This is a genomic window from Elioraea sp. (genome assembly GCF_022842375.1).
Lineage (GTDB): Bacteria > Pseudomonadota > Alphaproteobacteria > Acetobacterales > Acetobacteraceae > Elioraea_A.
In genome coordinates, this window is the sequence record NZ_JALHPR010000024.1 from 25490 (window position 1) to 39867 (window position 14378).

The window sequence follows — 14378 nt, forward strand, 5'->3', positions numbered from 1 at the left end:
GCATGATCTTCACCACGACCAACAGCGTCGCCGGGCGCGAGATCACCGGCTATCTCGGCATCGTCTTCGGTGACGCGATCGTCGGCGTGAACGTGTTCCGCGACCTCTTCGCCTCGATCCGCGACATCGTCGGCGGCCGCTCCGCCGCCTACGAGAAGGAGCTTGCCGCGGCCCGCCAGGCAGCGCTCGAAAGCCTGCTCGAGGAAGCCCGGCTGCTCGGCGCCGACGCCGTCGTCGGCGTCGACATCGACTATGCAACGGTCGGGCAGAACGGCAGCATGATGATGGTGACGACGACTGGGACGGCCGTGACGCTCGGGCCTGCGACGGGCTGAACCGTCACCGCGTCGGCAGAAGCTCGGCGATATAGGGCGGCAGCGCGAAGGCGGCCTGGTGCACCCCGGGGCTCCAGTACCGCGTGGTGCCGAGGATGCCGGCCTCGGCTGCGCGCCGGGCGATCTCATCGGCGGCAACGCGCCGCAGCGATCCATCCTGCGCGGACCAGCCAAGCGTCATGAACCCGCCGACATAGGTCGGCACCGCCGCGAGGTAGGCCGAAACGTCAGCGAAATGACGGGCGCGGCGGAGGGAGGTGTCGCGCAGCTCGTCGCCCTGCATGAAGGGAACGCCGCACTGGTTCACCAGGATGCCGCCAGGGCCGAGGATGCGCGCGCAATCGGCGTAGAACGCATCCGTGAACAGCACCTCGCCGACGCCGATCGGATCGGTGCTGTCGACGATGACCACGTCATAGGCGCCCGCCTCGGCCTCGCGTACATGGGCGATGCCGTCTGCGATCAGCACACGGGCGCGCGGATCGTCCCACGCAGCGCCGCCGATGCCCGGAAGATGGGCGCGAGAGAGACGCACAACCGCGGCATCGATCTCGACCATCGTCGCCTCGGCCACGCCGCTGTGGGCGAGGACGCGCCGCAGCACCCCGCCGTCGCCGGCGCCGATGATCAGCACGCGCCGCGCCGCGCCATGGGCGATGAGCGGCACGTGGACGATCATCTCCTGGTAGGCGAACTCATCGGCTTCGGTGATCTGCACCACGCCGTCGAGCAGCATGGCACGGCCATGGCTCTCGGTCTCGACGATGCGGATGTCCTGGAAATCGGAGCGCTCGTGCGCGATCTCGCGCAGGATGCGGAAGCGCTGCCCCCAGGCGGGGTAGAGCGCCTCCGCGATCCAGGTTTCCTCCGGCAAGGGAAGTACGCCGTCTAGGAGATCACACCGCGCCGCTGCTCGGACACTTCGACGCGGCCGGCGCGGAACGCCACCTTCAGGTGCGGCAGCGCGAGATGCGGATCGCACGCGCCGCACATGAAGATGTCGATCGCCGCATAGCCTCGCTCGGGCCACGTGTGGATCGAGATGTGGCTCTCGGCCAGCACGAGAACGCCCGAGACGCCGCCGTTCGGCGTGAAATGATGGAAATGCCCGTGCAGGATGGTCGCCCCGGCCGCCACGGCTCCGGCGCGCAGCGCGGCATCGACATGCGCGGGATCATCCAGCGCGTCGGCTTCCCAGAGATCGACGAGCAGGTGCATGCCGGCGAAACGAACGCCGTCCCGCTCGATGAAATAGTCCTTCGGCGCCTCGTCCACGGTGGTGCCTGCGGCATCCCGTGTCGTTGCGCCCTCCGTCTGGGCATCCATCGTCGTCTGGGCTTCGCTCGGAAACTCCGAGACCATCCCCAGTCGGGCGAGAGCGTTCATCGCGAACCCCTTCCAACCAGCAGATGACCAGCGGCTGCGGTCAACTTCCCGCACTAACGGGCGCGGCTATGTGCGGCAAGCGCCACGGGGATGCAAGCAGAAATCGAACATTGCTGCGGCGCGAACACGAACGCGTCATGCCTTTGCAACAAGGGGTCAGTTGGGCACCGCGCCACCGCCGATCGCGGCGATGCTGCGCGGCAGGGCACGGGCGAGCTCGACTTCGGCGGCGAGCCGCGGCAGGTCGATCGCACCGCCGGCAGGGTCTGACGTCAGCAGCCGGAACGGTTCGGCGAAGGCCCCGTTGGCCATCTGTTCCCCGCGTGTCGAGGCGAGCGACGCAAGCGTCGCCGTGTCGCCGGCCAGAGCCGCGGCGGCGGCGAAGCGCACAAGCAGGCGACGCTGCGGCTCATCCAGCGCCACGTCAGGCGGGGGAAGCCGCGTTTCAGCAAGTTCGGCGAGCGCGGAGACAACCTCGCCCCACACGCCCTTCGCGGCGGCGATCTCGACGCGCGCCTCGGCGGCACCCGGCAGGCCGCGCAGCATCGCGAGCGCTTCGGTGTGCTTGCCATCGGCCGACATCGCGCGGGCGCGGACGAGCAGGCGATCCGCCGCCAGCGTTGCCGGCAACCGTTCCGCCTCGCTCGCGGCGAGTGCGCCGAGCGCGCTTTCGGCATCCTGGTCGCCGAGCCTGAGCTGGGCGAGGCGAAGCCCGGTGCGGGCACGATCGAGCCCGCCCTCTGGCTGTGCCGTCATCAGCCGCGTCAGCATCGTCGCGGCCCGGCTGGTGAGATCGAGCGCGATCAGGCGCTCGGCCACGCGGGCAACCACCGCATCGCCGGCAGAGCCTGTCGGCAGCAGGTCGGCGCTCTCCTCGAAGAGTGCGACGGCCTGCGCGGCGGGCAGCGCATCGGCAGCACCGTCACGGAAAAGAGCGAGGAAGGCGCCGGCCGTGCGCGGCCTGATCTCGGCGATGTGCTCGGGGAACGACGCTTCCGTCTCGCGCAGCAGGGAGAGCGCGCCGCTCCAGTCACCGGCCTCGCCGCGCAGCTCGGCGGCGCGAAGCCGCAGCAACCGCTCGGACGCATCGCCGCGCCAGGCATAGAGCAGCGGCTCGAGTTTCGCAGCGGCCTCGGGCGCGCCGATCCTGCCTTCGCGCAGCGCGAGTTCGGCCGCACGCGACAGGGCGCGATACCGCATCCGCCGGTCCCGCGCGTCGCCGAGCGCCTCGTAGGCGGCAAGGGCATCGTCAACCCGGCCTTGCGCCTCCGCCAGCAGCGCGCGGGCGAGCGCGAGCGAGGGGACATCGCCGACGCGTGCAAGCAGTGCCGCGGCGGCGGCAGCCTCGCCACCGGCGGCCATCGCCTCGGCAGCGGCACTGCCAAGGCGCGTGCGCAACGCATCGGGGTAGGACGGCAGGAGCCCGGCGCTCGCGGAGAACAGCGGTGCGGTCGACGCAGGTGGCTCGCCTTCCTGGTCTGCCAGGTAGGCGCGCCAGAGGGTGATCTCGTCGGTGCCGTCCAGGCGTGGGTCCTTCAGCGCCGGGCGGGCATCGTCCAACCGCCCCGCGATGAGCGAGGCAGCGCCGGCGAGCGCCGCCCAGCGGGGCGTCGCGCCAGCCACGGGGTCCTCGGCGGCGGCGACATCGAGCACCGCGCGTGCCTCGACGCCGAAGCCGAGCGCGAGCATCGCCTCGGCGAGCGCAATCCGCGGCCGCGCGCGGGCAAGCGGCGGGGCCAGGGCGGCTTCGCCGCGCAGCAGGCGCACCCGTTCCGCAAGCGCATCATGCGGCAGGGCGGGAAGATCGAAGGCGCGGGTGAGCGCGTGGCCGGCGAGCGCGTCCGGCGAGGCAAGCTGGGCTGGCGAGAGAGCGAGCCCGCGTTCGAGCTGCGGCCCGGCTGCAAGGACGAAGCCCTCGGGCTGCACGCGCATCGTCACGTGGTCGGATTGCGCGGTGATCGCCACGCCACGCAGCGTCGGCACCAGCGAGAACTCGGCAAAGGCGCGCGCGACCGGCTGGCGCGCCTCGCCGGCCTTCAGCGTGCCGACGATCAGGAGCTCGCCCGTTTCCGGGTCATGCAGGTGCACGGCACGGCCCGCATTGGCTGCCCGCAGCAGAAGCCGCCGGCCGGAGGGGTCATCCTGCACCTCGGCGGGAACCGATTCGGAGGCAGCGGCCCCGGCGGGCAGGATCTCGACGATCAGGCCGCGCTCACCCGGCAGCACGCGGGCGGCCGCCGGCAGCGGTGCCGGGATGCGCAGCAGCGTCGCTGCGCTGCCGACCGTCAGGACCGCCCTGCCGAAGACGGGATCGTTGCGGAGGGCCGCGAGATCGACGGGCCGCGGATCGTCGAACACGACCCAGAGTTCGCTGCCCCGGCGCATCACCGCGACACCCGTATCGCGCTCGAACGGAAGCCGGGCCGCAGGCCCTTCCGTGCCGCGATGCGGCAGGGCGGCGAGGCTGATCGGCACTTGGCGCTGCGGCACCGGCTGCAGCAGGGGAACTGGTCGCGGCGCCTGCTCGGGCTGCGGCTGGGCAGCGGCCTGGCGTGGTCGCTCCGCCGGGTTGGCCGGGCGCGGCGGCAGCGGCAGGGCATCACGCGCCGGCGTCGGCAGCTCGGGCGGCGGGGGCGGGGGCAGCGGAAGCGATGCGAGGCGCTGCGCCGGAGCCGCGAGGGGAGGGGCCAGGGGAGGGGCCAGGGGAGGCGCTAAAGGAGTCGCCAGAGGAGCCGGCACGGATGAGGGAGCTGCCGAGGGTGCGGGCGGTGTGATCCCCGCCTGGGGTTGGAGCTGGGCCGGGGAACGGGGTGCCGCGGCAGCATTCGCCTGCGCCGCTTCGGGGGGGAAGATGTCAAGGACGATGCGCCCGCCGAGGCGGTAGTCACGCACCCGAACGCCAGGCTTCAGCGTGATCACCACGCTGCTGCCCTCGGCTGTGAAGCCTTCCACCATCGGCGGAAGACGGCGAAGCGAGGCCGTATCGAAGCCCGGCGTGCGCGCGAACCGTACACGCACGCGATCGCCCTCGCGCACCACTGTGTAGTCGGCAGGCGTGGGCCAGTCGAACACCACGCGGCTGTAGGTCGGATGGACGCCGAAACGAAGCGCGACAGCCTCCTCGGCCCTTGCCTCGATCCCTGCCGACGCGAGCAGGAGAGGCAGGGCGAGACAAGAGGCGAGGAGGGTGTTGCGCATCAGTCGAAACTCGCGAGAAGGCGGTCGATCTCGGCCTGATCGACACCGTTTCCGGGAAGCTGCGGGCCGTTCAGCAGCGCTGCCTCGCCTTCGGGCTCGGATTTCGGCGAAAGCCGCGCCTCGCCCGGAACACGCGCGGCGAAGGTATCGATGATCGCCCCGATCCGCTCCTCGATGGACTTGAGGGTGGAGACGACCTTGGTGATCCTCTGTCCGGTGATGTCCTGGAAGCTGCACGCCTCGTAGATCCGCGTGGTCGCTCCCTGGAGCTTGTCCGACACCTCGGCGCTGACCTCGGAGGAGATCATGTCGAAGGTCTCGCAGGCATCGAGGATCTCATTGGTCGCCCGTGCCGTCGCCTCGACGATGGCATCGAGCTCATCGGTCGCCGACGGGATGAAGCTGCCGTTGATGTCCTCGACCTGGAGCGAGGCGATCTCCTGCTTCGCCGCCGCGATCGTGCGAGCAATCTGCTCGACCTCCGAGAGCAGGGTTGCCTCTGTCTGCGAAAGGTCGCCGTGCATCGTTCCGAGCACTGTCTCGACGATGTTGGCGACCGCTTCCGGCGTCGTCGCGTCGCGGTGGCGGTCACGCAGGACCGCAAGCCGCTCCGCGAGCTCCGCCACGCCCGTCGGGCCTTGCACTCCCTCAGGCATGGACCAGCACCTTCTCGATCTTCTCCTTCAGCGTCTCGGCGTTGAAGGGCTTCACGATGTAGTTCGAGACGCCGGCCTGCTTGGCGGCAACGACGTTCTCGGTCTTGCTCTCTGCCGTCACCATGATGAACGGCATGTTCTTCAGCTTCGCGTCGGCGCGCACTTCCTGGAGAAGCTGCAGACCCGTCATCGGCTGCATGTTCCAGTCGCTGATCACGAGCCCGTAGCTGCCGGTGCGCAGCATCGACAGGGCCGCGGCACCATCGGTTGCCTCATCCACATTCTGGAAGTCGAGCTGCCGCAGCAGGTTGCGGATGATGCGCAGCATCGTCTTGTAGTCGTCGACGATGAGGATGTTCATGTTCTTGTCCATGTGCCCGTCCTGTCCTCTCTGTTCCCTTGCGTGATCGGTGTTCAGCGGCCGGCCTCGGCGCGAGGTCCTGTCGCACGCCGCCTTGCCAGCTCAGCCGTCAGCGCCTTCGCCTTGTCCGGCTCCATGCCAGCAAGGATCGTCGCCGCCGACCGCTCCTTCATGCGGTCGACCACCTCTACCAGCGTGACCATTTCAAGTTCGTTGAAGATGCGCGCGGCATCGCGTGGGCGCATGTTCTCGTAGATGCGCACGAGGCCACGCCAGCCGCTGTCCTCACGCTCGCGCGCCGCCTTGTCGAGCGCCTCGAGGCGCTGCTGCAGGGCGCCGAGTTCCTCGACGCGGCGTGACAGGCGCTGCTCGGTGGCCACGAGCACGCTCTCGCGCACGGCCAGCGCCTGCTCGCGGGCATCGAGGGAGGCGCGGCGAGCACGCAGTTCCTCGAGCACGGAGCGTTCCGCGGCCGTGATGGCGCCAGGCTGGGCATCCTGAACCTGATTCTGGGCCTGATTCTGGGCCTGATTCTGACCCTGGCCCTGGCCCTGGGCCTGGGCTGGCTGCGCCGGGGCATCAGAGGCGGCACGGAACGGCTCCGCCGTCACGCGCGCTGCCTGCGCCGGCGTGCCGATCGGCAGCAACGTCGCATCGCCGCGGCGTGCGGCATCAGGCGCGCGGAGCGCGAGATCGGTTGCCTTCACCGCGAGCAGCACGGCCATCACGACGATGGCGCTCGGCAAGAGACGCGGCGTGAAGCGGAGGGACATGCTCATCGCGCCGCCCGCAGGGCCTGGAGAAGGTCGCGCTCCGCCTGGCTGCGAACGCGTGGCGCATCGGCCTCCGCCGCCGGCGGGGTGGGCATCGGTGCGAGATTGGCGCGCGAGGGCAGGCCGCGCTCGCTCACCGCGCCGCGCGCCTCGCGCACCGCGCCGTCGAGCCTGTCGGCAAGCTGCTCGCCACGCTCAAGCAGGAACAGGAGGTCATCGCGCAGCCGCGCCGCACCCTCGACCTGCTCGGTCACCTGCCGCCCCGCACCTTCGGCGGCGGCACGCAGCCGTGCGGTCGAGGCCTCGGCGCGCGCCGTCGCCTCGTTGAAGCCGGCGACGAGCGCCTCGAGCGCTGCGTTGTCGCGGCGCAGAACGCCAAGCCGCCGCTCGAGCCTGATGGCGTACCAGAGGGTTGCCGCGAGCAGCAGCGCGAGTGCGAACTCGAACCCCCATTGCAGCGCTGCCATGGTCATGCGCGCACTCCTTCCCGCCGCGGTGCGTCACGGTCGATCCGCACTGCCATGCGGCCGTTCCGCCGCCCCATGTGCCCCTCGAAGAGCGACACGCCACCGCAACGAAGCCTCACCGGGCTGTCGATCGTGCTGTTGAGCACGAGCTGGCTTCCCGGCCGCATCCGCACGATGTCGGAGAGCTTCATCCACTGCTCGTCCAGCACCGCGTCCATCTCGACATCCGTCTCGAGCAGCTCGTCGGCCAGGTGGTTTTCCCAGATGCTGTCGCGGCCGAACTTCTCGCCCATGAACTGCTGCAGCAGCATCTCGCGCACGGGCTCGAGCGTGGCATAGGGCAGCAGCAGCTCGAGCTTGCCGCCGCGATCGTCCATCTCGACGCGCAGCTTCGCCAGCACGGCGGCGTTGGAGAGGCGTGAGACGACGGCAAAGCGCGGGTTGGTCTCGAGCCTCTCGAAGCGGAAGTTCACGGGGCAGAGCGGGTCGAAGCTCTGCGCAAGGTCGGCCAGCACCACGTGGATCATGCGCTCGACCAGCGTGCGCTCGATCGTGGTGTAGGGGCGGCCCTCGATGCGCATCGGTGCGGTGCCGCGGCGGCCACCGAGCAGCACGTCGACGATCGAGTAGATCATCGCGCTATCGACCACCATCAGCCCGTAATTGTCCCACTCCTCCGCCTTGAACACGGCGAGCATGGCGGGCAGCGGGATGGAGTTCAGGTAGTCACCGAAGCGCAGCGACACGATGTTGTCGATCGACACCTCGACGTTGTCTGAGGTGAAGTTGCGCAGGGACGTCGACATGATGCGGACGAGACGGTCATAGACGATCTCGAGCATCGGCAGGCGTTCGTAGGTGATCAGGCCGGAGGAGATGATCCTCTGGATGCCCGACATCTGGTCATCGCCGCTGCCGCCACCCTCGAAGCCGAGCAGGCTGTCGATCTCGGCCTGGTTCAGGACGCGCGCCGCATCGACGCCGCCTCCATCACCTTCGCCCTCCTCGCCGTCGACCGAGGCACCCCACGCCGCGGCGAGCGCGTCGTCGTCGATCTCTTCGTTCTGGCCGTCGGCCGGGTCTGCCGGAGGTGTCATTGCACGAGCATCTCGACGAAGAGCACATCGGTGACGCGGGCAGGCCGCGTGGCGACACTGGCGCGCGCGATCAACTCCTCGCGGAGCCGGTGCATGCCGGCTGACCCCCGAAGCTCCTCGGGGCGAAGCTCGCGCAGATAGGTGGTGAAGAGGTCCTGCAGCCGCGGCACGGCGGCCTGCACATGCGCGAGGTCACGCCCATCGGCGATCTCGATCTTCGACCTGAGCTTGAGGTAGCTCGCGCGCCGATTGCCGACATTGAGGTTGACGATGATCTCGGGCATCTCGAACAGCGCCGGCACGATCGGCGGCGGCTCGGAGGGTTCCGCCTCGGCCGCGGGCTTGGCGCCCATGCCGAGCATTCCAGGCAGGATGCCGCTGAACCAGAGGCCGGCACCGGCGATGACAAGCACGAGCGGCACGGCGAGCAGGATGAGCTTGCCCTTGCCCTTCTTCTTGCCTTCGCCGCCCTCTTCGGCCCCCTGCTCTGGTGCCGCTGCCGCTGCCCCGCCAGACATCGGCGCTTCTCCTGCCCGAGCGAGCCCACCCCCATGGCGACCTCACGCATGCATCTGTGCCCGGGACCGGTTAACGAAGCTTGAAGCCGGCAAGAATTGCTGCCCCGCGCCGAAGCGCGACGCGCATCGTCCGCCTCACCCGGCACACCCTGCCGCCCGAACCGCTGCCTTTCGGCGAAACCAGCCTCGAAGCTGGGTTGCGCACGCTGGCACGGGCCTTGCTCGATCCGGGATGGACGGCACCTCGCCACCGAGGATGCCACGGCCTGGAAGACGCAGATGGAACAGACGACCTACGTTGCCCTCTCCCGCATGATCGCGATCCAGCGCCAGACGGAGATGACGGCGCACAACATCGCCAATGCGGGGACGCCGGGCTTCAAGAGCTCGCAGAAGGTGTTCGCCGACTATCTGCTGACGCAGCACCGCGTCGACCAGCCCGCCAGCGCGCGCACGATCCACTTCGTGCAGGACCGGGCCACGCACCGCGACCACGAGGCGGCGCCGATGCAGCGCACCGGCAACACGCTTGATGTCGGCATCGCATCGGATGGGTTCCTCGCCTTCGAGACGCCGCGCGGCGAACGCTACGGCCGCAACGGGCGCATGACGCTCGACCCGAACGGCAGGATCACCTCCTCGGAGGGCTATCCCGTCCTCTCGACCGATGGCACGCCGCTTGTCGTCGCGCCGAACGAGAGCCGCATCTCGATCTCTGCCGATGGCACGGTGAGCACACCCGACGGCGAGATCGGCCGGCTGCGCGTCATGCGTTTCGAGCAGCCGCAGAAGCTGATCGCCGAGGGTGCGACGCTGTACCGCGCCGACGAGGGGCAGGAGCCGCAGGCAGTGGCGGCACCTGGCGTGATGCAAGGCATGGTCGAGGAAGCGAACGTCCAGCCCGTCGTCGAGCTGACGAGGCTCATGGCGCAGCAGCGCGAGTTCGAGTTCGCTGCGCAATTCGTCGAGCGCGAGGGCGAGCGCCAGCTCCAGGCGGTCGAGCGCCTGCTGCGCCGGCGCAGCTGACGCCGCGCGCCCAGGACAAGGCCCGGAAAGGACAGAGACCCATGCGTTCCCTCCACATCGCCGCGACCGGGATGCTCGCGCAGCAGACCAATGTCGAGGTGATCTCGAACAACATCGCCAACCTCTCGACCACTGGCTACAAGCGACGCCGCGCGGAGTTCCAGGACCTGATCTACCAGAACCTCCGCCGCGTCGGCTCCACCAGCTCCGATACCGGAACGGTTGTTCCCTCCGGCGTGCAGATCGGCCTCGGCGTCAAGACGGCCGCCGTCTACCGCATCGCCGAGCAGGGCAACCTGAGCCAGACCGACAACCGCTTCGACCTCGCGATCCGCGGCCCTGGCTATTTCCAGGTCGAGCTTCCCTCAGGCGAGACCGCCTACTCGCGCGACGGGACGTTCGGCCTCTCGCCGCAGGGTGAGATCGTGACGGCCGATGGCTTCCGCGTGCTTCCCGGCATCCAGATCCCCAACCAGGCGCGCGACGTGACGATCAACGCCAATGGCGAAGTGCTGGTGAAGCTCGACGGCCAGGCGGCGCTGCAGAACGTGGGCCAGATCCAGACGGCGATCTTCGCCAACGACGCCGGCCTCGAGGCAATCGGCGACAACCTGTTCCTCGAAACACCGGCCTCGGGTCAGGTGCAGGCGGGCGTTCCCGGCTCGCCCGGTTTCGGCAACATCATGCAGGGCTTCGTCGAGACCTCGAACGTCAACGTCGTCTCGGAGATCACGAGCCTGATCACCGCCCAGCGCGCCTACGAGATGAACAGCAAGGTGATCACTGCGTCCGACGAGATGCTCTCGACACTCACACGGATGCGCTGAGGAGGATCGACGCCATGCGCACATCGCTTCTGCTCGGTGCCACCCTGGCCGCCGCGCTCGCCGCTGGACTCGCGGGTGGGGCGGCAGCGCTCACGCCACGCAGCCACGTCGTGGTGCACGGGCCCGAGGTCAGGCTGTCGGATCTGTTCGACGGCACGCTGCCGCGCGGTGACCGGGTGCTCGGCCCCTCGCCCGCGCCCGGCCGCGTCTATACCGTCGAGGCGGGGCAGCTCACCGCCATCGCGCGCGCCAACGGCATCACGCTCGCCTCGCCGACGACGGCGGTGGTGGAGCGCCCCGGCCGCCCGCTCTCGCGCGAGACGATCGAGGAGGCGCTGCGCGAGGCACTGCTCGCCGCCGGCGCGATCGACACCGCCGATGCGCCCATCGCGCTGAACGCCTTCACCGCACCCGTCGTTCCGCTGTCGACGGCGCAGCCGCGCATCATCGTCGAGGATCTCGGCTGGGATGCCGGCCAGGCGCGCTTCAATGCGCAGATCGCCGCGATCGTCGGGCCCGAGGCGCCGGTGCGCGCACGTATCGCAGGAAGGGTGGATGACACCGTCGCGGTGCCGGTCGCCGTGCGCAGGCTTGCCGAGGGCGATACGATCCGCGCCTCCGACATCAAGCTCGTCCGCATGTCGCCAGCCCGCGTGCCACAGGACGCCGTGCTCGACCCCCAGCGCCTTGCAGGCCGCACGCTGCGCCAGTCGGTTGCCGCCGGCGCGCCGCTGGCCGGCGAACAGTTCGGCACCGCATCGGCCGTGCAGAAGGGTGCGGCTGTGGTGATGCTCGTCGACCTGCCAGGCCTCTCGATCACCGCCCAGGGCCGCGCGCTCGAGGATGGCGCACAGGGAGCCCGCATCCAGGTGATGAACGTCGCCTCCCGCGCCGTGCTCGAGGCCGTCGTCCTCGGGCCAGGACGGGTTCGCGTCGCGGCCGACAGCGCGCCGATCAGCAGGCCCCAGCAGGGACGCACGCCCCAGCGCCGCGCGGAGCTCGTCCGATGATCCGTCTCGCAGCCATCCTGCTCGCCGGCACCATGCTCGCCGGCTGCAACGCCGCCACGCGGCTCGCCGAGATCGGGCGCGGGCCACGCCTGTCGGAGATCGAGAACCCGACGCAGACGCCGGAGTATCGCCCCGTCAGCATGCCGATGCCGCAGGCGCGCGAGCCGGTGCCGAATGCCAACAGTCTCTGGCGGCCGGGCGCGCGCGCCTTCTTCCGTGATCAGCGCGCCGCCCAGGTCGGCGACATCGTCACCGTGCTCGTGAGCATCCGTGACGAGGCGCAGCTCGCCAACAGCTCGACCCGCTCGCGCGACAACAGCGAGAGCCTGGGCCTGCCCGCGATGCTCGGCCTCGAGAGCTCGATCAACCGCATCCTGCCCAACAGCGTCTCCGCCTCGAACCTCGTCTCCGGCAACTCGACCAGCGGCTCGACAGGCACAGGGCAGATCCAGCGCAACGAAACCGTGACGCTGCGTGTCGCTGCCGTGGTGACGCAGGTGCTGCCGAACGGCAACCTCGTGGTCGGCGCGCGGCAGGAGGTGCGGGTGAACAACGAGCTCCGCGACCTCGGCATCGCGGGCGTCATCCGCCCGCAGGATATCCAGAGCGACAACACGGTGCGCCATGACCGCATGGCGGAGGCGCGAATCTCCTATATCGGTCGCGGCATGCTGTCGGACGTGCAGCAGCCGCGCTACGGCCAGCAGCTGCTCGACATCATCCTGCCCTTCTGAGAGAGCATCCGTCAGTTCTAGGCCAGCGCGGCGAGGACGGTGTCGAGCGTGGCACCCTGGGCGGAGGCAGCGCCGAGCGCCGCGACGAGCTTGGTCTCGCTCGCCTTGCCGATCAGCGCCTCGGCCTGCGGCGTCACGGAAATGCCCACGGCCCCCAGCACCTGCATCAGTTGGCGCCCGACGACGGAAAGCGCCTTGCGGCAGCGGAGATCGAACGGTACAGAAACGAAATCGATCTTCATCTTGATCTTGTTGCGCGACGAGGCCTCGTACAGCGCGTGGAATCCGGCCTGCAGCGTGACGACCTGGATCATCCCGCCGACCGCGGCCTGCCCGCCGTAGCTCTCGTTGGCGTGGAACTCGAACTCGGTCTCGAGCGAGGCGGTCTTCGGCACGAGCAGGTCGATCTGCTCGATGCTGTGAAGGCCCTTGCTCAGCGCGTCGAACAGCCCGCCGACGACTTCCGCCGGCGAGGGAACCGGCGCGCCCGAGCCCTCACGCTTCGGCCCGGCGAGCTTGCCGAGGCCGCGGATGAGGTTGTCGGCCTGCGCCTGCGCCGCCGCGCGCAGCGGACCGTCGTCCTCCTCCACCGCGCATTTGGCGAGCTTGCCGATCGTTGCCAGGAGCGACGGTGCCAGCGAGGAAAGGCCGATCGCCGCCAGGCTCTCCGCGAGCACGGCGGTATAGGTCGCGAGCGAGGTGAAGGCCGTCAACGCCATGGTCGCCTCCTGGTCTCTATGCGTCAGCCCATCGGGCGGATCCCCTGGGCGGGTGTGAGGTTGAGCGTGAACACCGCCTGGCCACCGGGGCCGAGATCGAGCGTGACGGCAACGCTGCCGCCGCCGATCGCGAGATTGGTCTGGTTCAGCCGCCCCTCCGCCTGGTTCACCGCATCGGCGATGGCGGTGAGCGGCGCCGTTGGATCAAGCGCGATCGGGAACGGCATCCTGCCCTCGCCGAACTGGGCCCAGACGGCCTCGAGCATGCGCGAGAGCGCCTCGAACATCTGCCTCGGGCTGGGCTGCACATCGGCGGCAAGGCCGAACAGGCTGCGCGCCGTATCGGTCATCGCCTTGGTGGCCGCCTCGGCTGCCGCCCCGCTAAGGCCGAGCGTGGCAAGCGTGGCGCCGAGCGCCGTGGCGCCAGCGCCGATCGGCGTGTTCGACAGCGTCTCCGCTGCCTGCTGGACGATGGGCGAAAGCGGGAACGGCACCGTGGTCAGCCCTTCGCCGCGGCACGCAGCCGCGCGAGCAGGAGCTTCTCTGCCCGCGTCAGCAAGGCGATGCTGCCCTCCGCGCCGGCTCGGTCGCCACCGGCGAGCAACGACGCGACGGCGTCGAGCCGTGCCGCAAGCGCGCGCGGTGCATCACCGTCCTTGCCCTTGGGGGCAGCGCGCGCGAGCGCTTCCGCGACATGCGCAACGGCTGCGGAACTGAGCCTGGCATCGCCCTCGCGCACTGTCTCGGCGAGCGCGCCAGCCGCCTCGTTGCCGCCACGCACGATGCCTCTGCCGATCAGCGCGCCGGCCTTCGCCTCGGTCTCGCGCGGGGAATAGGGAACCTGCACCACCGTCAGCTTGATCGTCGCGTGGTTGGTCTCCCGTGTCGACGAAGTCTCCACGGTGAACATCGGATTGAGCACGCGCACACCTGAGAGGTCGGCGCCGTACTTGGCCGTCTCTGCCACCGCAACCCAGTCGAAATCGAGCGTGACTTCCGCCTGCTTCGTTGCCAGCGCGCCGAGATCGGTCACGGAGGTTTCGAGCAGCCTCGCATGTCCCCGCGCCAGGGCATCGAGCACGGTGACGACGAGCTTGCCGATCTGTTCGGGCTGTTGCGGCCACGCCATGGGCGCCCTCCATCAGCACACGCTAGGTGATGGAAAGCGAGTACGCAACAATCCGTTTGCGCAGCGAACTGCCTTCCCCCCTTGGCCCTGGCCGGCGGATGGTCAATCCTCACCCTTGCCTTCCCCTCCCGCATGGCAGGAC

At 69.8% G+C, this 14378-nt stretch carries 17 protein-coding genes; 5 read left to right on the plus strand and 12 right to left on the minus strand.

Annotated elements, in window-relative coordinates:
* Nucleotides 1-2: 2 nt before the first annotated feature.
* Nucleotides 3-335, plus strand: a complete 333-nt coding sequence (locus tag Q0C38_RS17550; protein WP_291298420.1) for a heavy metal-binding domain-containing protein — start codon at nucleotides 3-5, stop codon at nucleotides 333-335.
* A gap of 4 nt (nucleotides 336-339) precedes the next feature.
* On the opposite strand, the gene speE is transcribed toward Q0C38_RS17550, so the two are convergent.
* The 9 genes from speE to Q0C38_RS17595 form a co-directional block, all read right to left on the minus strand.
* Nucleotides 340-1209 carry a polyamine aminopropyltransferase gene (gene speE, locus Q0C38_RS17555; RefSeq protein WP_291298421.1) on the minus strand — a complete coding sequence of 290 codons (870 nt, stop codon included), beginning with the start codon at nucleotides 1207-1209 and terminating at the stop codon, nucleotides 340-342.
* 14 nt (nucleotides 1210-1223) lie between these two features.
* Nucleotides 1224-1721 carry an adenosylmethionine decarboxylase gene (speD, locus tag Q0C38_RS17560; protein ID WP_291298422.1) on the minus strand — a complete coding sequence of 166 codons (498 nt, stop codon included), beginning with the start codon at nucleotides 1719-1721 and terminating at the stop codon, nucleotides 1224-1226.
* A 156-nt stretch (nucleotides 1722-1877) separates the two neighbouring features.
* The gene (locus tag Q0C38_RS17565) at nucleotides 1878-4919 is read right to left on the minus strand and encodes a hypothetical protein (RefSeq protein ID WP_291298423.1); all 3042 of its coding nucleotides are present in this window, start codon (nucleotides 4917-4919) and stop codon (nucleotides 1878-1880) included.
* Complete coding sequence (locus Q0C38_RS17570; protein ID WP_291298424.1) at nucleotides 4919-5575, minus strand: protein phosphatase CheZ; 657 nt, start codon at nucleotides 5573-5575, stop codon at nucleotides 4919-4921. Before Q0C38_RS17570 ends, Q0C38_RS17565 begins: the two co-directional genes overlap by 1 nt.
* Complete coding sequence (locus Q0C38_RS17575) at nucleotides 5568-5948, minus strand: chemotaxis response regulator CheY (RefSeq protein WP_291298425.1); 381 nt, start codon at nucleotides 5946-5948, stop codon at nucleotides 5568-5570. Before Q0C38_RS17575 ends, Q0C38_RS17570 begins: the two co-directional genes overlap by 8 nt.
* Before the next feature lie 41 nt (nucleotides 5949-5989).
* Nucleotides 5990-6715, minus strand: a complete 726-nt coding sequence (locus Q0C38_RS17580) for a MotE family protein (protein ID WP_291298426.1) — start codon at nucleotides 6713-6715, stop codon at nucleotides 5990-5992.
* On the minus strand, nucleotides 6712-7182 hold the full coding sequence (locus Q0C38_RS17585; protein ID WP_291298427.1) for a DUF6468 domain-containing protein: 471 nt from the start codon (nucleotides 7180-7182) through the stop codon (nucleotides 6712-6714). The genes Q0C38_RS17580 and Q0C38_RS17585 overlap by 4 nt, the downstream gene beginning before the upstream one ends.
* Nucleotides 7179-8273 carry a flagellar motor switch protein FliM gene (fliM, locus tag Q0C38_RS17590; RefSeq protein WP_291298428.1) on the minus strand — a complete coding sequence of 365 codons (1095 nt, stop codon included), beginning with the start codon at nucleotides 8271-8273 and terminating at the stop codon, nucleotides 7179-7181. The genes Q0C38_RS17585 and fliM overlap by 4 nt, the downstream gene beginning before the upstream one ends.
* Entirely contained in the window at nucleotides 8270-8791 is a 522-nt protein-coding gene (locus Q0C38_RS17595; protein WP_291298429.1) for a flagellar basal body-associated FliL family protein, read from the minus strand. The genes fliM and Q0C38_RS17595 overlap by 4 nt, the downstream gene beginning before the upstream one ends.
* A 279-nt stretch (nucleotides 8792-9070) precedes the next feature.
* Here Q0C38_RS17595 and flgF point away from each other — a divergent pair, with 279 nt between their 5' ends.
* From flgF to flgH, 4 genes are read left to right on the plus strand one after another with little or no spacing between them, the layout of a single operon-like run.
* Nucleotides 9071-9817 carry a flagellar basal-body rod protein FlgF gene (gene flgF, locus Q0C38_RS17600; protein ID WP_291298430.1) on the plus strand — a complete coding sequence of 249 codons (747 nt, stop codon included), beginning with the start codon at nucleotides 9071-9073 and terminating at the stop codon, nucleotides 9815-9817.
* 41 nt (nucleotides 9818-9858) lie between these two features.
* Nucleotides 9859-10644: a flagellar basal-body rod protein FlgG gene (flgG, locus tag Q0C38_RS17605; RefSeq protein ID WP_291298431.1), complete on the plus strand. Its 786-nt coding sequence runs from the start codon at nucleotides 9859-9861 to the stop codon at nucleotides 10642-10644.
* Nucleotides 10645-10658: 14 nt separating this feature from the next.
* Nucleotides 10659-11654 (plus strand): flagellar basal body P-ring formation chaperone FlgA, encoded by a 996-nt coding sequence (gene flgA / locus Q0C38_RS17610; protein WP_291298432.1) that lies wholly within the window; start codon nucleotides 10659-10661, stop codon nucleotides 11652-11654.
* Nucleotides 11651-12388, plus strand: coding sequence for a flagellar basal body L-ring protein FlgH (gene flgH / locus Q0C38_RS17615; RefSeq protein WP_291298433.1), 738 nt, complete (start codon nucleotides 11651-11653; stop codon nucleotides 12386-12388). Before flgA ends, flgH begins: the two co-directional genes overlap by 4 nt.
* Nucleotides 12389-12405: 17 nt before the next feature.
* On the opposite strand, the gene Q0C38_RS17620 is transcribed toward flgH, so the two are convergent.
* Genes Q0C38_RS17620 through Q0C38_RS17630 form a run of 3 tightly spaced genes read right to left on the minus strand, consistent with a single transcriptional unit; the run spans nucleotide 12406 to nucleotide 14236 of the window.
* A complete protein-coding gene (locus Q0C38_RS17620) occupies nucleotides 12406-13107 on the minus strand; it encodes a hypothetical protein (RefSeq protein WP_291298434.1) in 702 nt (233 codons plus the stop codon).
* A gap of 23 nt (nucleotides 13108-13130) precedes the next feature.
* Entirely contained in the window at nucleotides 13131-13601 is a 471-nt protein-coding gene (locus Q0C38_RS17625; RefSeq protein ID WP_291298435.1) for a hypothetical protein, read from the minus strand.
* Between the two features lie 5 nt (nucleotides 13602-13606).
* Nucleotides 13607-14236: a hypothetical protein gene (locus Q0C38_RS17630; protein ID WP_291298436.1), complete on the minus strand. Its 630-nt coding sequence runs from the start codon at nucleotides 14234-14236 to the stop codon at nucleotides 13607-13609.
* Nucleotides 14237-14378 lie beyond the last annotated feature (142 nt).